General features: G+C 38.9%; 18 protein-coding genes. 11 read left to right on the top strand and 7 right to left on the bottom strand.

What is annotated here, in order from left to right:
• Positions 1-365: 365 nt before the first annotated feature.
• Positions 366-1,118, top strand: a complete 753-nt coding sequence (locus UFO1_RS01740) for an exodeoxyribonuclease III (protein ID WP_038667142.1) — start codon at positions 366-368, stop codon at positions 1,116-1,118.
• 218 nt (positions 1,119-1,336) lie between these two features.
• Here the strand turns inward: UFO1_RS01740 and UFO1_RS01735 are convergent, their stop codons facing one another.
• A complete protein-coding gene (locus UFO1_RS01735) occupies positions 1,337-2,536 on the bottom strand; it encodes a tetracycline resistance MFS efflux pump (protein WP_038667140.1) in 1,200 nt (399 codons plus the stop codon).
• A gap of 813 nt (positions 2,537-3,349) precedes the next feature.
• Here UFO1_RS01735 and UFO1_RS01730 point away from each other — a divergent pair.
• From UFO1_RS01730 to UFO1_RS01695, 8 genes are all read left to right on the top strand, one after another.
• Entirely contained in the window at positions 3,350-5,122 is a 1,773-nt protein-coding gene (locus tag UFO1_RS01730) for a TonB-dependent receptor (protein ID WP_038674832.1), read from the top strand.
• A gap of 131 nt (positions 5,123-5,253) precedes the next feature.
• Entirely contained in the window at positions 5,254-5,901 is a 648-nt protein-coding gene (locus UFO1_RS01725) for a MotA/TolQ/ExbB proton channel family protein (RefSeq protein WP_038667137.1), read from the top strand.
• A complete protein-coding gene (locus tag UFO1_RS01720; RefSeq protein ID WP_038667134.1) occupies positions 5,888-6,298 on the top strand; it encodes a biopolymer transporter ExbD in 411 nt (136 codons plus the stop codon). The genes UFO1_RS01725 and UFO1_RS01720 overlap by 14 nt, the downstream gene beginning before the upstream one ends.
• A 3-nt stretch (positions 6,299-6,301) precedes the next feature.
• Positions 6,302-6,997 carry an energy transducer TonB gene (locus UFO1_RS01715; protein ID WP_038667131.1) on the top strand — a complete coding sequence of 232 codons (696 nt, stop codon included), beginning with the start codon at positions 6,302-6,304 and terminating at the stop codon, positions 6,995-6,997.
• Positions 6,998-7,200: 203 nt separating this feature from the next.
• Positions 7,201-8,226: a FecCD family ABC transporter permease gene (locus UFO1_RS01710; protein WP_371256720.1), complete on the top strand. Its 1,026-nt coding sequence runs from the start codon at positions 7,201-7,203 to the stop codon at positions 8,224-8,226.
• Positions 8,227-8,236: 10 nt separating this feature from the next.
• On the top strand, positions 8,237-9,022 hold the full coding sequence (locus UFO1_RS01705; protein ID WP_038667125.1) for an ABC transporter ATP-binding protein: 786 nt from the start codon (positions 8,237-8,239) through the stop codon (positions 9,020-9,022).
• A gap of 11 nt (positions 9,023-9,033) precedes the next feature.
• Positions 9,034-10,077 carry an ABC transporter substrate-binding protein gene (locus UFO1_RS01700; RefSeq protein ID WP_038667120.1) on the top strand — a complete coding sequence of 348 codons (1,044 nt, stop codon included), beginning with the start codon at positions 9,034-9,036 and terminating at the stop codon, positions 10,075-10,077.
• Positions 10,078-10,170: 93 nt separating this feature from the next.
• Complete coding sequence (locus UFO1_RS01695) at positions 10,171-10,821, top strand: TetR/AcrR family transcriptional regulator (protein ID WP_236639309.1); 651 nt, start codon at positions 10,171-10,173, stop codon at positions 10,819-10,821.
• Between the two features lie 411 nt (positions 10,822-11,232).
• Here UFO1_RS01695 and UFO1_RS01685 read toward each other — a convergent pair whose 3' ends face one another.
• A complete protein-coding gene (locus tag UFO1_RS01685) occupies positions 11,233-12,339 on the bottom strand; it encodes a phosphotriesterase (RefSeq protein WP_038667116.1) in 1,107 nt (368 codons plus the stop codon).
• Between the two features lie 234 nt (positions 12,340-12,573).
• Here UFO1_RS01685 and UFO1_RS01680 point away from each other — a divergent pair, with 234 nt between their 5' ends.
• Complete coding sequence (locus UFO1_RS01680) at positions 12,574-13,215, top strand: DUF421 domain-containing protein (RefSeq protein ID WP_144390920.1); 642 nt, start codon at positions 12,574-12,576, stop codon at positions 13,213-13,215.
• A gap of 46 nt (positions 13,216-13,261) precedes the next feature.
• Here UFO1_RS01680 and UFO1_RS01675 read toward each other — a convergent pair whose 3' ends face one another.
• The 3 genes from UFO1_RS01675 to UFO1_RS01665 form a co-directional block, all read right to left on the bottom strand.
• A complete protein-coding gene (locus UFO1_RS01675) occupies positions 13,262-13,471 on the bottom strand; it encodes a hypothetical protein (protein ID WP_038667107.1) in 210 nt (69 codons plus the stop codon).
• Positions 13,472-13,474: 3 nt separating this feature from the next.
• Positions 13,475-14,398 carry a YIEGIA domain-containing protein gene (locus UFO1_RS01670; RefSeq protein WP_038667103.1) on the bottom strand — a complete coding sequence of 308 codons (924 nt, stop codon included), beginning with the start codon at positions 14,396-14,398 and terminating at the stop codon, positions 13,475-13,477.
• Between the two features lie 344 nt (positions 14,399-14,742).
• Complete coding sequence (locus tag UFO1_RS01665; RefSeq protein WP_038667100.1) at positions 14,743-15,012, bottom strand: hypothetical protein; 270 nt, start codon at positions 15,010-15,012, stop codon at positions 14,743-14,745.
• Between the two features lie 157 nt (positions 15,013-15,169).
• On the opposite strand from UFO1_RS01665, the gene UFO1_RS01660 reads away from it, so the two are divergent.
• Positions 15,170-15,673, top strand: a complete 504-nt coding sequence (locus UFO1_RS01660) for a hypothetical protein (RefSeq protein WP_038667097.1) — start codon at positions 15,170-15,172, stop codon at positions 15,671-15,673.
• 398 nt (positions 15,674-16,071) lie between these two features.
• Here UFO1_RS01660 and UFO1_RS01655 read toward each other — a convergent pair whose 3' ends face one another.
• Both UFO1_RS01655 and nspC read right to left on the bottom strand, forming a co-directional pair.
• Positions 16,072-17,325, bottom strand: a complete 1,254-nt coding sequence (locus tag UFO1_RS01655; RefSeq protein WP_038667094.1) for a saccharopine dehydrogenase family protein — start codon at positions 17,323-17,325, stop codon at positions 16,072-16,074.
• Between the two features lie 30 nt (positions 17,326-17,355).
• Positions 17,356-18,459: a carboxynorspermidine decarboxylase gene (gene nspC / locus UFO1_RS01650; protein WP_038667093.1), complete on the bottom strand. Its 1,104-nt coding sequence runs from the start codon at positions 18,457-18,459 to the stop codon at positions 17,356-17,358.
• Between the last annotated feature and the right edge of the window lie 481 nt (positions 18,460-18,940).

The following is an 18,940-nucleotide window of genomic DNA, read 5'->3' as shown; positions in this document are numbered from 1 at the left end:
CCGTTATCTTTTTATATCTATATTTTACATTAATGAATCGACAAACAAATAAAACTGTAAAGGAAGGATTGATATTATGGTTCTGAAACTTGGAGCATTTGCTTTCGTTTTTATCGCAGCTAGCTTATTTGTGTTAAACTTAGTTCATATGACCCATCTTATTTAATCTGATAATACGGCAAGGAAAATAGCGTACTATTATGAGGCATATGAAAAACCCAAACCAATTATGGTTTGGGTTTTTCTATCGCAATTTTTAGCAATAAAAGAGGTATTTTCTTATTTATAGTAAATAGTATCTACTAATGTCAATTAATTAAAAGGCCATTTTCAGTTGTATCAACATATAGAAATGAGGATTGTATATGAAATTAGTATCATGGAATGTAAATGGACTTAGAGCATGCCTTGGTAAGGGCTTTGAAGATTTCTTCAATACCATAAACGCTGATATTTTTTGTTTACAGGAAACAAAGATGCAGCCCGATCAAGCCCAATTAGACCTTCCTGGCTTTGAAAAGTACTGGAATAGTGCAATTAAAAAAGGTTACTCTGGAACGGCTGTATTCACACGTATCAAACCTCTGTCAGTAACCTATGGCATGAATCTAGAAGAGCATGACCAAGAAGGCCGCATCATCACAGTAGAATTTGAAGATTTTTTTCTCGTAAATGTTTATACACCAAATTCAAAACGAGAGCTTTTGCGTCTAGATTACCGTATGAAATGGGAAGATGACTTTCGGAGCTACCTTAAAGAGCTAGACAAGAAAAAACCTGTCATTGTCTGCGGTGACCTTAACGTTGCTCACGAAGAAATCGACATTAAGAATCCGAAATCCAATCGACGCAATGCTGGTTTTACCGATGAAGAAAGAGGCAAAATGACAACTCTTTTACAAGCTGGATTTACAGACAGCTTTAGATACTTACATCCAACTGAGAAGGATGCTTATACTTGGTGGTCCTACATGATGAAAGCAAGGGATCGTAATATTGGTTGGCGTATTGATTACTTTCTCCTTTCGGATCGGTTAAGGGATTCTATGAAAGCCGCTACAATTCATTGTGAAATCATGGGAAGTGATCATTGTCCTGTTGGGTTGGAGATATTTTAAAATTAAATTATAGGGAAATCATTATGATTTCCATCATAAGAAAAGACTTGGCTTGTGCCAAGTCCTCAGACGCAGGCAGAAGCCTTAGTCGTTCTTACTTGGAATCAAGAAAGTGTTATACTTTCTGATTCCGTAAATAAACTCCAGAAAAGTATTGCAAACTTTTCTGGAGTTTATTCTATTCGGTAGGCGTACCCGCCTTTTGAACCAAAATTCCTTTATTCCGTTAAAATAACGCTCTTTTCCCTTGTGGCGCTAATAGGTATAGCCAAGCTAATTAGTATCAACACTGCCCCGAGCATATAAGGAAGATCAATATGTATATCAAATAAAATACCTGCAGTTGCTGGGCCGATAATAATGCCTAAACTCGTATAGGCATTACTCATACCAGCAACAAATCCTTGTTCTTGCCCCGCCATTTTTGATAATAAAGTATTAATTGCCGGGCGCAAGATAGAGGTAACAGAAATGAAAAGAGTTGTAACAAGCAATATGTAGTAAAAATTTCCTGTCAATAACATCAGTACCAAAAATAGAGCAGATAAGAGTAGACTTACATTGATGACCTGTCTTTCGCCAAATTGACGCAATAACCAATCAATTAATACGCCCTGCATTAAAACGCCCATTAACGCACCTACCGTAAGCAAAATTGCTATATCTTTAGGCGTAAATCCATATTTAGCATCTACATATAAGCCAAAAACTACCTCAACATTCACTAATCCAAAGGTCAAAATAAAAATGAGCACCAAAAGACACAAATAGGGAGCTTTAAAGGACAACGCAATTTGCGTGAAAATATTCTCCCGTTTTTTCGGCGATTCTCTAGCATTTATTTGTTTTTCTCTGGATAAAGTTTCTGGCAGTACAAATATGGCTGCCCCCATAGAGAAGGCAGATGCAGCAGCTGCTACATAAAAAGGAAAATGTATATCATAATCTGCTAGAAATCCGCCAATACCAGGTCCGATAACAATACCGAAGGACATGGCGGCCCCCATCCATCCAAGGCCTTTGCCACGGCTCTCCTCCGTAGTAATATCGGCTACATAAGCCGTGATAGCTGGAGTTGTAAAAGCAATTCCCATGCCCCCTATTAATCTAGAAATATAGAGCATCCAAAGATCATTTGCAAAACCGAAAATATATTGAGACACACTAAACATGGCAATACCAAGAACAAGGATTATTTTCCGTCCATATTGATCACACCATTCACCTGCAATTGGCGAAAATATAAGTTGGCTTAATCCCATAGCAGAGACTAAATAACCAAGGGTAGCACCACTTACCCCAAAGTCTTGCATAAACTTCGGCAATACAGGAATAATCAGGCCAACCCCAAGTTGAACAATAAACATGTTCACAATTAAAATCATCATAGGTACATTTCGACTGCTTAATTTATTCATATAGTAAAAAATCCCACTTTCGTATCGTTGAATATCATAGGGTCAATACTCTATTAATAGTTTATATAATAGAGAAATAGAGATAATCATTATCGCTGTATAGTATACAATACTCTGTTTCATTATACAATTGCCTCTTATTTTAAATAATTTAAAAACATCCACATCCCTAAATAGATGAATAAATAGTAAACCTGCCCCCTTAATCATAAGCAATTACCTCTCACCAAGGAAAAAATAGAATAATAATTAATATGAATTAAATGTATTGACTTACAATTTTAAAAGGTCTATAATCTAATTGATTATGATTATCATCGTCAATTAATGTTATAAGGTTCCGATTCTGACTGTTGTCAGTCAATTTCATCAAGTACGTTGGAATCAAACTTGATGATTGCTTCTGAAATTATATTTTTTGTTTTCGTCTAAAAATTTTTTTATTGATCTAGCTACTAGATGATTCCAGGTAACTAGTGTGAGATTGAAACGTGAAAGGAGCTATGCTGTTAGGAATAACAAGATAAGAATGCCAATTGACTGACTGTTGTCAGTCAATTGATGGTTGTGCAAGTGCTACCGCCCTATTTCCTACATAAGTTGAATTTTTTATTTCTCATTATCTAAGCCAATTCATATCCCCTATAAATTTAGATTCTATTTACCGGAAAATGAGAGGAGATTATTATGAACAAAAAACAACGAAAATTATTATGCTCACTGATTGGTGGGACTTTATTATGCAGTATTTCAGGAATAGCCTCAGCCGAGGAAAATTTTAATTTTGATGAATATGTAGTAACTGCCAACCGCATGCCCGTAAAAATGTCAGAGGTTGCAGCCAATGTCACCGTCATCACCCAGGAAGAAATTGAAAAAGGCGGCTTCACTAGCGTGCCTGATATACTAAGCAAAAGTAATGTTGACCTACGAACAAATGGCAATAATACCGTCCCCGTTCTCAATGGAGATGATCGTGTATTAATCCTAGTAGATGGTCGCAGAATGAATTGGGATCACCTTGTTATAAGTGGAAACAGCCATGCTGGAGTAAATCTCGATGTCTTACCCGTAAAGAATATTGAGCGTATTGAAATTGTCCGTGGCCCTGCTTCTTCTTTATATGGTAGTGACGCTGTCGGAGGCATTATTAATATCATTACTCGCAAAGCAAAAACCGCCAGTACTTCAATTTCATCCGAATTTGGCAGTTGGGGCTTACGCCACTATAGCCTGACTACCGAAGGCAAAGAAAATGGATTTGGTTATCTGATTACAGCAGAAAAGAAAAAACGGAATAATTTTGAATATAAGAATGCCAAAACCGGTAAAACGGAGACTAGTCGGGATAGTCAGGTTGATCAAGAATATATGACGATGAAGTTAGATAAAGAACTCAGCAATGGAAATTCTCTTTCTCTAGATGTAGAACATGGAGATGATGAATCTGGCTTTGGTAATCCAAATGGAAACCCTCTTTTCCAATACCCAGGTGGTTACCGTAAGATAGTAGATAATAACGTTGCACTAACTTACCATTATGGGCAGTACAAGGGAGCTGAAAATTTCTTCCGTGTATATCGCAACACATCCGAACAAGAATATTTTAAGTCCTTAAACTCCGTCGCTAATCTTTATGCTAACGGCTTTAATTGGCAAGAAAACTGGCAACTTAGCAAAGGTCATACTCTAACTGGTGGTGTAGATTGGCGTGAAGAACATATCGATGACAAAGCATCCATTAATAAAGGCTATACAAATAAAGCACTCTTCCTAGAAAATCGTTGGCTATTAGCGAATAACTGGTCGGTGACCGCCGGGACGCGCTATGACGATCATAGTATCGTTGGCGATAATTATAGCTCACGTATTACGGTAAATCGAGAACTAAACCCTACTACTAATGTCTATGCTTCGTGGGGACAATATGTAAAAAATCCTACAATCGCAGAACTTTTTAGCAATACCCAATACTGGATTGGCAATCCAAATCTTAAACCGGAAGAAGGAACTACAACTACTCTAGGTGTCAATACCAAACTAGGAGATGGGACAAAACTGCAAGCCAGTATTTACAGCAGTCGCCTCAAAAATGCTCTAGAATGGAAAGGTTTTTGGCCTCTACCTGATCCTGGCTACTACTATAATGTTAGTAATGAAAAAAGACAAGGACTGGACCTAAATCTGACGCGTCAATTATCACCTCAATGGAACGTAGGAGTCGGTTACACTTACTCTAAGACTGAAATTAAGGACAGTACATCAACCGATTTTGTGAACTATGACCGTAATAGTCAACCAAATGGTTATCGTTTGAATGTACAGTACGATCAAGATAAGTGGGATGCCAGTCTTACACTACGGAGTGCAACAGGCCGCAGTTTGAAAGAGTATACATCTAAATCCTATGTAACTCTTGATCTGATAGCCAACTATAAAATCACTCCTGAAACCCGTGTTTACCTCAAAGGCTATAACTTAACGAATAGGGCTTATGAGTTAAGCTCTTCCAATGGCTACGGTGATCCTGGGACCTATCCAATGCCAGGACGAAACTTCTACCTGGGTGTAGAACACCGCATGTAATCTAAGTAGACACAAGAGGTGGCAATCCAAGAACCACCTTGCCTAATAAAAGATGTACTGCTAGCTTATTGCAAGTTGGCAGTACATCACCATTTTCATCCATTCAATAAAAACTAAAGGAGATATCAATCATGGAATTTTTATCACAATGTCTAAGTCTATTTCACAAGGGTGGTCCCGTTATGTACCTCCTTGTAGTATGTTCATTTGCTGTAATCACCATTGCAATGGAGCGTTTTTTATATTATAAGAGTGTCTCTACGGATACCCAAACCTTTCTTACCAAACTGCAACCTTTACTGGAACGGCAACGCACTACGGAAGCAATACAATTATGCGAAAAGATGCCAAAAGTAGTGAGCCAAGTAGCATTAGAAGGATTAAAAGCATTTCAACGAGGCAGTAATGTAGAAAATGCGTTAGAAAGCGCAGCGCAATTATCTGCTGCAAGATTGCGAGAATCTTTGAATTTTCTTAGTGCCATCGTTACTCTCTCCCCCCTATTTGGACTATTAGGTACGGTAATTGGTATGATCAATTCCTTTAGCGTATTTAATTTGCAGGCAGGTCAACCTATGGCAATTACTGGTGGTGTAGGCGAAGCATTGATTGCGACTGCTACAGGTTTAATTGTTGCCGTTATGGCGTTACTTGCTCATACTTACTTTTGTCATCGTTTGGATAAGTTTGTTACTGACATGGAACAGGTGTGCGCAACAACCATTAATTACTTATTAGCTAAAAAAACAGTGCGGAGAGAAAATCATGAAATTGCGTAGTTTACGGGTAGAAAATCAACCAGAATTGATGATTATCCCTATGATTGATATTATTTTCTTTCTCCTAGTTTTCTTTATGATTAGCACCTTATCTATGGTAGAGCAACATACCATTCCTGTGAATTTACCCCAGGCTTCAGCAGTTAAGCAAGAGATCCCCAGAACTGTCAACGTCACGGTAATGCAAAATGGGCAAATCCTATTTGATCAAGAAGAAATTCCACTGCCTCTACTTGCAAAACGGGTTGGCATAGAATTACTGAAACAACCAGACAACGTCTTCGTACTGCGCGCAGATAAACAAGTAGAATACGGCAAGGTGATTACTGTATTAGATGAATTAAAGCAAGCAGGTGCCCATAAAGTGTCTGTGGCTACAGAACAGAAAGGAAGGTAGAAAATGGCATATCATCTACGCTGGCGAAGAGCCGTCATAGTCTCTTTTTTCTGCCATATTTTCTTTTTTGCAGGTGCCGGTTATTTATCAGCCCAATTGTTAGCTACACCATTACCTCCAGAACAATATGTAGAATTAGAGTTAATGAATGAATCTCAAGAAACTGCTAGGGATTCTGTTATAACAAATAGGTCAATAGCGCCTACGCCTTTGTCGCCTTCGAATCCGTCCCTTGCTAAAACGGAACAGCCGGCCTCCACACCAACTCCTAGCGTATCTACGTCTGCTTTGTCTATGGTGACAACGGATGCCTCTCCCCTCGGCAATACTAGCGGTAGTGAAGAAGCAACTGGTTCCTCTGAAGCCACTACTCCTAGTAGCAGTAGTGGTCCCAGTTCAGGTAGTAAAGGAAAATCAGGAGGCATTATCCCGCCCAGCATTTTAAGTAAGGCAGATCCATCTTATCCTCAATCGGCACGGCAAGGAGGCCTAGAAGGTACCGTTGTTCTTAAGGTACAAATTTTAGAGACTGGCCGTGCAGGCAATATCTCCATCTCTCGTTCCTCGGGACATGAAATTCTAGATGATGCGGCTATAGCAGCTTTAAGAGAGTGGCGTTTTGCTCCCGCCAAAGATCGTGATAGCGGCCTTGCTATATCATGTTATACGACTTTACCAATTTCTTTCCGTTTACATTGATGGCTAAATCGTACCTTTTTTATATAGGGGCACCCCTTAAAATGAGTATTGAGAACTTTTTTCCCAATAGTCATCTTAAGGGGTGCTAGATTTACAAACAAAAAAATATGTAGGAGATTCACATTTACATGACGCAATTAAAACCACGACAACCCCTTCAATATGAAACCATTGTCAAAAAAAGAAGAAATTTTATACTATTAATGATAACCCTAAGTGCCGCCACTTTACTTTCCATCTTACTGGCAGTTTCTTTAGGAACGGTACAAATTGCCCCAGAAGAATCCTATCGCATCCTACTATATAAAATGTTTAACTATAATGTAGGCGATTTTATCAGTCAAGTATCTCCCTCTCATATGGATATCATATGGCAGATTCGTTTACCCCGGGTTTTAATGTCTGTTATTCTTGGTGCTGGTTTGGCCATGTGTGGCACAGTAATGCAAGCTACTGTTCAAAACCCTTTGGCCGAGCCTTCTATCTTAGGTATTTCCGCTGGCGCTGCCTTAGGTGCTACTTTTTCCATTTTAATTGGCGGTACCTCAGAAATATTCTTTGGTTTTGGCACGGCATTTTGGGCTTTTTTAGGCGCATTGGGTGCTTCCTTCTTTGTTTTGGTATTATCGGGTATCGGCAGTCAAATGTCTACGGTCAAAATGGTCTTATCCGGTGCCATTGCCAGTGCTTTATTTATAGCCCTCTCCAACTTTATTATTTACATGTCGAGCAATGCAGAAGGTATGCGTACCGTCACTTTTTGGACGATGGGCTCACTTGCTGCTGCCAAATGGGATAATCTGGCCTTGCCAGCCATAGGTGTTGGTCTTTGCTGTTTATTTTTTCTTTTTCAATCTCGTATGCTCAATACCTTGCTCCTTGGCGAGGAAGCTGCGATTACCTTAGGAGTTAATTTAGTAAAAATCCGCCGAATTTATTTATTGCTTACAGCCTTAACCACTGGGCTCATCGTTTCTACTTGTGGTATCTTCGGTTTTGTTGGATTAGTCATTCCCCATATAGTCCGGGGCTTGGTAGGACCGGATCACAGACGTTTAATGCCCGGTACCATCCTGGTTGGAGGCATTTTTCTGACTTGGGCTGATGTATTGGCCCGCGTCCTCTTAAAAAGTGGCGAATTGCCCATCGGTATTATCACATCCCTAATTGGCGCGCCTTTTTTTATGTATATTCTTTTTAAACATTCTTTTGATTTTGGAAGTAAGTAGGAGGTACATGATGGATCTAGCACTAAACAATATCAATATAGAACTTGGTGATAAACAGATTATCCAAGATGTCTCTATGTCTGTGGAAAGAGGCGAGTTTGTCGGGATTATCGGACCTAACGGCAGCGGCAAGTCAACCTTATTGCGCACCATTTATCGAATCATAGAACCGACTAATGGCACTATCCTTTTTGATGGACAGAATCTCAAAAACGTAAAATTATCGGAATCGGCAAAAAAAATGGGGGTCGTAGGACAATTTAATAGTATGAGTTTTGACTTTACCGTTTTTGAAATGGTCATGATGGGACGCACTCCCCACAAAAGCTTACTTGGTGCGGATAAACCGGAAGATTATGAAATTGCTCTAGAAGCCATTCGAAAAGTGGGTATGGAAAACCAAGTAAACCGCAATTTTTCAACCTTGTCCGGTGGGGAGAAACAACGTATTATACTTGCCCGCGCCTTGGCTCAACAACCAAAACTACTGGTATTGGATGAACCAACGAATCACCTCGATATTAAGTATCAATTACAGATTCTTTCTATTGTAAAGTCATTAGGCATTGGCGTCTTAGCTGCCTTACATGACCTTAGTCTCGCAGCAATGTACTGTAGTAAATTGTATGTAATGAAAGATGGACAACTAATAACAAGCGGGGCACCTAACAAAATCCTTACACCAAAGCTTGTCCGTGAAGTATATGAAATAGAATGTGATATCAAAGAAAATCCTGATACTGGCTATTTAGCAATCACTTACTATCCTGATTGCCAGTTTGTCTCTTCGCTGTAAGGAGATTTATCATGAAAAAAATCAAAGGTAACCTACTCCTTGTCTTTCTATGGTTGCTCCTAGCATTGTCCCTTGCTGCTTGCAGTCCGCTAAAGACAACTCCCCCTCCTGCATCACAACCGACAGCTGCCCAATCAAATGGCTCTTACTATCCCCTTACGATTGCCAATTATGATACAAATGAAAAGGAAGTTTCCTATACCTATAAAAAAGCACCAGAAAGAGTCATCATTACCCATCCTGGTGCAACGGAGCTTATGTTAGAACTAGGTCTAGAAGATCATATACTATCAACTGTAGCCCCATATGGAGCGACCTTAGATCGTTTAGCTGCAAAGTATGCTAAACTTAATATTCTCAAGGCCCAATACGACCCATCCCAAGAGGAACTAGTCGAAATGCAGCCCGACATGCTTATTGGTTGGGCCCATCAATTTACTTCTCACGGCTTAGGTGAGGTAAAAACTTGGCAAAACAGAGACGTTGCCACCTTTATCTTGCAAAGTACGTTAACTAAAACCAAGCCTACACTAGAAAATACAGTTTATGCCTCTATTTCCGATCTTGGCAGCATCTTTAATATACAAATGAAAGCAGATGAATATATCGGGCAAGCAAAAATGCGTGTAGCCAGTGTAGAGAAATCTGTCAAAGATATCAAGCAGAAGAAAACAGTCCTCGTATTACAAGATCACCTGAATGGTACTTTCTCTTTGTATGACAATCACTATCTGATTAGCCATATGATTACTCTTGCTGGTGGTATAAACCTCTGTCAAGATCCGGCTTCCTTTGTCGGAGCAGAAAAGGTTTTGGGCTTTGATCCTGATTTTATTTTAGTGGTCTCCTCCAGTAGAGAGGATAGTACAAAAGATATGACGGATAAAGAAGCTATAGAAAGTCTGCAAAAAATCAAAGAACTACAGAGTATGAGAGCCATTCGAACAGGAAGTATCATCAACTTACCCTTCTTCACTGTTAACAACGGTGGAGTACGTACCATTGATGCGATAGAAAAAATCGCAAAATCATTGTATCCTAACCACTTCCACTAATTTTCCTTCACCATACTAAAACATCCAACTATTGACAACAACGAAAATCTTATTTACAATACTACTGACTTGTGTCAGTTAGGTAAAAGTGAGGTGCTCTATATTTCTAGAATTACAAAAGATCCAGAGATTCGCCAGGCTGAACTGCTAGATGCAGCACAAGAACTATTTATTTTGACAGGATATCAACAAACTACGGTAAGTGCTATCGTGAAGAAAGTGGGTGTAGCCCAGGGAACTTTTTATTACTATTTTGCTTCAAAAGAGGCCATCTTAGAAGCAATCTTTGCTCGTCACGTAGCCAATATGGTGGCCGAAGTCCAGTCCTTTTACTTAGAAGATGATACAGTTTTGGCAAAGTTACAATTATTTTTTAATCTTTTTTACAAGCTATGCTATTATGATGAGCCTGGCTTGATTGGTAAAATACTGTATAAGGAAAAACAAGGGGAATTGATCAACAAACTATGGCGGCAAATGCTAATCATTACTACCCCCCTTTTACGGCGCATTCTAGAACAAGGTAATCAGGAAGGGCTGACCCATGTTGTACATATGGAAGAAACCTTTTCTTTTTTCGCGGGTATTATGGGTTCCTTATTAGAAGCCACTTCTCCCTCGGAATTTGGTCATGAAGCGGATCCGATCGTCGTGAAAAACAAATTGAAAATTGCTGGCAAGCTGATAGAAACTTTATTGGGTGCACCTCTTAATAGTATCCACTTGGAATTCCCTCTCCCATAACATCTCTCTCTGAGCACTTCTATCATGATCTTCTTTAGTAAGAAAAACCTTAACACGCCTTGTGCATATTGAGAAAAAGCATTTTAAACACGAAGACATGAAGAATATGAAGGACACGAAATATATAAATTCCTTTGGGGACTTGGGGGATAACGAATTTTTGAACCACAAAGACACAGAGAGCACAAAGAAAACATTGGATACGAAGGGCGTAAAGGATTTGAACCGCAGAGGTGCAGAGGACACAGAGAAAATAGATAGAGTTATAAAATCCCACTCAGCGTTCTCTGCGCCTCTGTGGTTCATCATTTTTCTCATCCTTTTTAACAAAATCATTTACTTTCTATCATAACAAAAGAGACCTGACTCATACGAGTTCAGGTCTTTTTGTTTATTGAGTACAATAATAGGTCAAAATGCGAGAATCCTAGCTGGATTTTCTATAATGATTTTATGGATGTCATTGTCTGAGACACCGCATTTTTTCAATGCAGGAATTACAAAGTCGGTAAGGCGTCGATACCCTTCTCCCCCACCCCTGCGGGTAGCTAACTTCGTAAACACATCATTTCCGATGACTAATTGTCCTGCGTAACCATCCTGAATCAGCGCTACCATTCCAGCTAATGTGTACCAATCCGGATAATGGGCAAAACCTAAAGGCTCATTATCTGCCTCAAACCCTAGAGGGGTAAAAGAAAGAATGAAACCACTAGCAAGTAATTCTCTAAGTAGGCTAATATCAAAGGGCACATAGCCCGGGTTAGTTACCAACTCTTTAATGGACAAAGCGCCCATCAAGAACTGAACGTGACATAAAATAGTCCTTTCTGGAATACAACCTCCTCGGTAAAGAGGTGGTAACACATGATCCCGCACTTCATCGGGCATTACATCCGCACCTAGATGAACCTGTAATGATAGGCCTGTTTCCTTGGAAACGAAGGCTGCTGCCGACAAATAGATATCCAGCTGTTTAGTAGGTTTTTCGTAGGCAGCTTTAATATGACCAGGCAAAATCCCTGTATCGCCAATGCCTTGGGTGATTTCCTGTCGTAAAAATCCAACATACTGCTCGAAAGCCATATCTCGGTAAATGAATGGCCAAGTATCTTCTGCATATAAACCTGTAGAAGCCACAATGTGAACTCCGGTACGCTCTGCTATACGCCTAATAGCAATCAGATCATCAGGTGAACTTCGAATGCCAGGGGCACTCACCTCAAGAATTGAGTCACCACCACTCGCTTTAAAATCGGCCACTTCCGCTGCCATTATCATCTCATCGTCTAGTAACATATTATCTAAGGATAGTACGATGTCATGCCTTAGAGCCGAACGATTCTCTAGTGTTAACTTATCTTCTGCTCTTATGCTGTGACGACTTGGAACAAAACAACTCTTCCTAGTTCGATGGCGAAACATGGAACAGTCTGAAAGAACATGTTCATGCATAGAAGTGAGTCCAAGCTCCTCGGGTGTAATCGGTCCGCAAACCGTCATAATCTTAGGCAGCATATTATCTGTCCTTTCTTATAAAGATTTAGCCTGCCTTTAAGAATGTTTGCCTAATCGCCTTTTATCTTCTATAGAGACAGCTATCTCGGATAATATATGCCTAAAGAAATCCGATAGGAACGCTTTGAACTTTTTAATGATTAGATGGGTATCCGAGTAGGAAAATGGTAATAGTAACGGATAGAGATCTATTACTTAAGAGGTCAAAGTATTGTATCGAAAATGCTTATCGGGGTGATTGAATTGGATTTTTCCCTTGGTTGGAAAACCATAGTTACTATAATTTATGGAACACTAATTCTGCGTATTGCTGGTCGTAAATCATTATCACAAATGACAGTGGCCCAAACTGTTGTTATGTTGGCGGTTGGTACGGTTTTGATTGAGCCCCTTGTCGGAGGAGTTGAGCTCATTGACACTTTTACATTAGTTGCAATTTCCGTGGCAACCCTTATAGCAATTGAGTATTCCGAGATTAAGTTTCCTATTGTAAGAAAACTTTTTACCGGAGAACCTGTGGTACTTATTGAAAATGGTGAAGTGAAAAGAGAAAACTTAAAACGAGTTCGCATGACAATTCAACAATTAGAGATGGAGCTTCGACAAGCAAGTATTGCTAAAATTGCCGATATAAAGTGGGCGACAATTGAGGCGAATGGACAGTTTGGTTTTTTACTAAGGGACGAATTGCAAGCCATCGGAGGGTGTGAGTATCAAGAATTACTCCATCGCCTCGAAGCCATAGAAAAACATCTAGCAGGTAATAAGGGGCAAGAATCACACATCCATTGTCAGACATCTTTTGGAAAAGAAATTAAAGACCCCCTTTCCCATGAGGATGTTTTTAAAAAAGTAGCACTTACAAATAAGAAATAGGCTCTGGATTAAATAATCAGAGCCTACCCAAAAAATTCTCCCAGCATTAACTTTTTAGTATTAAATAGATGCCATTACTCAGCTCTGCTACATCCCCCTTAACAGCCTTTGCAATGTCACTTGTCACCCTTTTCTGTTCCTCCTCATCCTTCGCCTCCACTAAAAATGCCTCACCTGATCCTGGAACTTTATGATGGCTAAGGGTAACGGCTGCAACAATGGAAGCCGTCTGCCTCTGTGCACTTTCATTTGACATAACTCAATCCTCCGTTACCTTTGATCGTAAAACGGCATGACTCTTTTTTACTGACTCCAATAATGGAGTGTTCTTAATCACTTTAAGTAATTTATCATTATCTTTGACAATTGGTACAAATAAAAGAATCACTTTTCCTGTTTCATAATCTTTTCTCGTGAAATTATATCTTTTAGCCCCTAATGTTCGCGTAGCCTCAAACAATATTGCCTGCCTTTGTCCAAAATTATGAAGAGCAATGGTGGCATGTTTTTGATTTGCTTCAATGACAACGGCCACGCCTTCCTCAGATATCATCTTCTGAGCAATTTCTGTACCTGCAAGATTTGTGACAAAAATACCTTCTACTGAAATCACAGACCCTTCTACCTTTATTTCGGCGAAACGAACCGAAGCCACATCCCCTACACTATTCCCTTTGGAAAATCTACTGATCAACTGATATACAATGCTCCCTACAACAATACCGACAAGCACCTGCCATATGATAGGTACATGATAAGTTGCAACTATTTCCATGGAAGCAGCTGAGACTAATGAAACAACTAGCGCAAAGTAATTTCTTGCCTCAAAAGTCTTGGAGATTCCATCAATATAAGCATCCCCTCTAGGCGTATATTCCGTTTGCTCTAGGCTTTTCAAGCTTTCTCTTTCAGTCTTTCTCACATCACGAAAATGTTGAACTGCCAACGCGAGGAAGGTAACTGCAGTATAGTTATTCGATTTGATTGCAGGAATAGCAACTGCTCCAATTGCTGCCGCAATAAATGCCAATACTATGTGAATGAGATATCCATTTGGATAGGAAGGATATTGCTTATAATCAACCTTTAGTGCCAGTATTCTTGCCATTGTTCCCATCGCTGCAGCTATAATGATTAACCATAAATCTTCTGTAGATATAATCGCTGGTCCGCGTCCATCCATCTGTTGCCTCACCTTCCTTTATACGAATATATCTTAGAGTCCCTAAAGGATTAAGGCTCTAGATGTCCATTAGCTAGTATCCCTTTAAAATCAAAAAACAATCATCAAATTTGTTTTCCATACTAAAAAACGAAAAGCTTTACCAACTGTTACTTGGTAGAGCTTTTCGTTAATGCGATTTCATAAAGAGCAGGTAGCAACAAATGACTCTTTGAATATATTATAATAAAGAAATAATCGTAAAGGCTATAACGCAGCCTTTCTCGATTGAATGATGTTCGTTCCTACTTCCCCTCAGCTACACTCAAATTAGATGGCATACTTTAATTTTTTAAAAATATGCTTTAACTTATATAAACATCCATTACCTTTGCCACATAATCATCTCTTCCCGATAACGCCAAAACCACAATATCAGTTTCTCCTTCACCGGATATTTTAGCGTTATAGCCCCTTGCGCCCTTCTTATCGAGACTATGCTCCCTCGTAACCATAATCTCACTTTTACTAGCAACTTTGTAATCAGTAAGAATCTTTCTAACCCGATCCTTAACATCCCCCGTGGGACATTCAAGTGCCTTTATCCTTTCAATTGCTTGCTCAATTGTCGCCATGTTTTCCCCCCTAACGTCTTAGTATTTATTATTATCTCCCTATAACATCCTTTCATTCCCTTAGTAAAGATTATTTACATGTAATTTATGAGTATACTATTACTAAGAGCACGCAAGATCGCCATATAATGTATAGAAAGAAGATGAAAATATCGTAATGAGAAAACTCTTACATTCGTGGAGTATCGAAGCACGTGCCTTCGAAATCCCCTTTACTCCCTTTTCACATAATTTTTGGGTATTAACTGACAATAACCATATTATCCTTGATCAACTTCACGGCCTGGCAGTTGACCCAGAAACAGGAGAAAGCAGAGCAATCGGGAATTCCCATGACCTATTACTGGCAATCCAAGATGCGACCATTGTTTGGTCATTGCAACCAAACCAACCAACAGTAGTTTGCGCTACCGCCTCTGAAGCTGCGATCAGACAAAGATGGCAAGCAGCCATAAATGCAATACCTGCAATCAATGCATTACAGTTACATTATCCAAATTGGTGGCAACATTTCCATAAAAAAAATAGTAATTCTGTCTTTAATACCCTTGGTCAAATCTTAGGAATTCCCTTACCTGTTACCGTACTCCCTACATGGGCTCCAGGAATCAAACTTATTATTTCAGAGGATATCATCAATCAATTCCGTTATAAAGAGTAAATTGATAAAACACCAGGAGCCACTTACAAAGCTATTGAAACTCAAGGGGACGGTTCTATTGAGTTTCTCTAACCCAGCGAAACCGTCCCTTCAATTACCAAATAAATTAAAAAACTTCTTGTGGATATCTATTTGATATCCACAAGAAGTTTTATTCTATCATTATAAAGAAGACTTGATTCAGATGGAGTTTTAACTCCATCTGAATCTTAGCCCTTCTTATCCAGGGACTTAGCCGCTCTTAACTCCCACTTATATAAGTGAGCCTTGGATTCGAAGATCCTTAGAGCGAACTTACTTCGAGTTTTACAGACTGTTATCCTAACCAGAGGGCAGGATATTACAGGCTGTTAACGAGATGAAGATGGAGTCTTGGAGCGGTTTAGTCATCGGATAAACTACTCTAATGATTCAATGACTGGTGATGTAAAGGTAATTGGATTTTCAACAACTTCTGTAGGTAACCCCATTGTATTTAACAGGTCAATAAAAGGTCTTGGATCCAATTCTTCAACATTCACCATATGGTTTACATCCCATTCACCACGGGCTACCAAAATTGCTGCCGCTACTGGTGGTACACCTGCGGTATAACTAATTGCTTGGGACTCTACTTCCTCGTAGCATTCAGCATGATCACAAGTATTATAGATGAAGATTTCTCTTTTTTGATTATCCTTTGTACCTTTGATAAAATTACCGATACAAGTTTTACCAGTATAGCCAGGTGCTAGGGAGGATGGATCTGGTAATAAGGCCTTTAATACCTTAAGGGGTGCAATCTCTACACCCTCTGCTATTTCTACTGGTTTTTCAGAGGTAAGTCCAATATTAGTCAAAACAGAAAATACATTCAAATAATGTTCGCCAAATCCCATCCAAAAGCGAATCGAATTAGCATCGATATTTTTAGACAAAGAATGTAATTCATCATGTCCAGTTAGGTATACTGGACATTCTCCTACTACGGGAAAATCATAGTCTACTTTTATAGAGTGAACATCTTGCAACACCCATTTCCGTTCAATCCATGTCCATACTTTCTTAAACTCCCGAAAGTTAATCTCAGGGTCAAAATTAGTAGCAAAATACTTACCATGACTGCCAGCATTTACATCTAATATATCAATGGTGTCGATGGTGTCGAAATATTCCTTTTGCGCCAAAGCACACCATGCATTTACTACGCCAGGATCAAAACCAATACCTAAAATTGCAGTAATTCCTTTTTCAGCACAACGTTCTTTGCGTTTCCATTCATGATTGGCATACCAAGGTGGATTTTCGCAAACTTTATCTGGATCCTCATGGATTGCTGTATCCATATATACTACGCCAGCTTCTATGCAAGCTTCCAAAACGGACATGTTGATATAGGATTGCCCCACATTGATGACAATCTCGGACTTAGTTTCTTTGATTAAAGTTACTAAAGACGGAATATCCATCGCATCCACTTCTCGTGAATATAGTTTCTTGGTCACATCTTTTAAGCTATTTTTGCGCAATATGCTTTCAATTATTGCCTCACATTTTTGCTGGGTCCGAGAAGCTATGCATATATCTCCCAAGACATCGTTGTTCATCGCGCATTTATGAGCAACTACATGAGCCACTCCCCCAGCACCTACAATTAAAACATTTTTTTTCATTTTTGCCTCCCTTACTTGTCAAAAAAAATTTTATGATAAACTATTAATGAAATCTGTATAAGTAAATTTACGGATAACCTCTACTTTTCCATCCAATCTACGTACAGCAATGGATGGCATCTGAAGACCATTAAACCAATTCTTCTTGACCATCGTATATCCTGCCGTGTCAGCAAATCGAATTTCACTACCGATTTTTAATTTTTCCTTAAAGTGATAGGTGCCAAAAACGTCTCCTGCTAAACAAGATCGTCCAGCTATCATATATTTATGATTTCCCATATCACTCTCTTCTATTTTGGCTGATAATCGATATATCAACAAATCTAACATATGACCTTCGACTGAAGCATCAACAATGGCAATATCCATTTCGTTATGCACCACATCGACCACACTAGTGACCAGTTCAGCGCAGCCAGTAATTGCGCTTTCTCCTGGTTCTAAATATACTTGAACATTAAACTTAGCAGCAAAGTCCGCCAACTTTTGGCTAAACTTTTCTACAGGATAGCCTTCTTTGGTGAAATATAATCCACCTCCAAGGCTTACCCATTCTAGTTGTTTGAGCATATCACCATAATTGTCACCGATGGCATCAAGTTGCTGAGAAAAGGCATCAAAATCATCATTTTCGCAATTATAATGAAACATCAAACCACTAAGACGTGATATTTGTTTTTTGAGTTCATCCTTGTCTACTACTCCTAGACGCGAATTTTTACGTGCTGGATCAGCTAGATCAAAATGTGAGTGGCTAATGCCTGGATTGACACGTAAACCAAGTTTTGCTTTTTTGGCAGCATCGTAATATGTGTCTAATTGTGAAACTGAATTAAAAATGATTTTATCAGCAAATTGGGTTACGGCCAAGATATCCTCTTCTGAATAACCTACACAATAAGCATGGGTTTCTTTACCAAACTTTTCAAACCCAAGGCGTGCTTCAAAAAGAGAGCTAGAGGTGGTGCCATCCATATACTCTTGCATTAGGTCGAATACAGACCAAGTTGAAAAACACTTCAGTGCTAATACTGACTTAGCTCCGGAAAGCTGGCGCACCTTCTGAATGATCTCTAAGTTGCGCAACATTTTTTTCTCATCAATAAGATAATAGGGAGTGGCTATTTTCATTTTGTAAAGCTCCTCTTTGTGAATGTGATGTACCAGAAGTAAATACTCTGACCTTGATTATAATCTATATAAACTACCTCAATCCAAATACTGTGACAAGAATAAATAAAATAAATGCAATAGATTATTATTGTAAGATTGAGGTAGGCCAATATTCGTTTATTATATTATTTACCCGTTATAAGGCTTGATTTCAGACTGCTTTTTTATGCTTTAAAATTTCTACGAAACTAATAATAGCAAAATAGATTCCATTTGTCGATTGTTCTTTACAAACAATCGAATTTTTTAATAAAAAGTCTTTCTAGCTAGAATAATGTCATTCTAACCACACGAAAAAGATCTACAAGCTGAATCATGCTCGCAGACCGTTCATCCACCTTCATGCTGCAAAAAAATCCTAGTAATCTAGCTTTATTAATGGTTGTTAGATTTCGTACTTTTATCTACTTGATTAGCTAAACGGCTGTCGCTAGATTTC

Origin of the sequence: Pelosinus sp. UFO1, assembly GCF_000725345.1 — a bacterium.
GTDB lineage: Bacteria > Bacillota > Negativicutes > DSM-13327 > DSM-13327 > Pelosinus.
This window is presented reverse-complemented; position numbering and strand designations above follow the sequence as displayed.

Coding starts and splice junctions, on each gene's coding strand:
- UFO1_RS01740 (WP_038667142.1), top strand. CDS start 366: ATGAAATTAGTATCATGGAATGTAAATGGACTTAGAGCATGCCTTGGT.
- UFO1_RS01735 (WP_038667140.1), bottom strand. CDS start 2,536: ATGAATAAATTAAGCAGTCGAAATGTACCTATGATGATTTTAATTGTG.
- UFO1_RS01730 (WP_038674832.1), top strand. CDS start 3,350: ATGCCCGTAAAAATGTCAGAGGTTGCAGCCAATGTCACCGTCATCACC.
- UFO1_RS01725 (WP_038667137.1), top strand. CDS start 5,254: ATGGAATTTTTATCACAATGTCTAAGTCTATTTCACAAGGGTGGTCCC.
- UFO1_RS01720 (WP_038667134.1), top strand. CDS start 5,888: ATGAAATTGCGTAGTTTACGGGTAGAAAATCAACCAGAATTGATGATT.
- UFO1_RS01715 (WP_038667131.1), top strand. CDS start 6,302: ATGGCATATCATCTACGCTGGCGAAGAGCCGTCATAGTCTCTTTTTTC.
- UFO1_RS01710 (WP_371256720.1), top strand. CDS start 7,201: ATGATAACCCTAAGTGCCGCCACTTTACTTTCCATCTTACTGGCAGTT.
- UFO1_RS01705 (WP_038667125.1), top strand. CDS start 8,237: ATGGATCTAGCACTAAACAATATCAATATAGAACTTGGTGATAAACAG.
- UFO1_RS01700 (WP_038667120.1), top strand. CDS start 9,034: ATGAAAAAAATCAAAGGTAACCTACTCCTTGTCTTTCTATGGTTGCTC.
- UFO1_RS01685 (WP_038667116.1), bottom strand. CDS start 12,339: ATGCTGCCTAAGATTATGACGGTTTGCGGACCGATTACACCCGAGGAG.
- UFO1_RS01675 (WP_038667107.1), bottom strand. CDS start 13,471: ATGTCAAATGAAAGTGCACAGAGGCAGACGGCTTCCATTGTTGCAGCC.
- UFO1_RS01670 (WP_038667103.1), bottom strand. CDS start 14,398: ATGGATGGACGCGGACCAGCGATTATATCTACAGAAGATTTATGGTTA.
- UFO1_RS01665 (WP_038667100.1), bottom strand. CDS start 15,012: ATGGCGACAATTGAGCAAGCAATTGAAAGGATAAAGGCACTTGAATGT.
- UFO1_RS01660 (WP_038667097.1), top strand. CDS start 15,170: ATGAGAAAACTCTTACATTCGTGGAGTATCGAAGCACGTGCCTTCGAA.
- UFO1_RS01655 (WP_038667094.1), bottom strand. CDS start 17,325: ATGAAAAAAAATGTTTTAATTGTAGGTGCTGGGGGAGTGGCTCATGTA.
- nspC (WP_038667093.1), bottom strand. CDS start 18,459: ATGAAAATAGCCACTCCCTATTATCTTATTGATGAGAAAAAAATGTTG.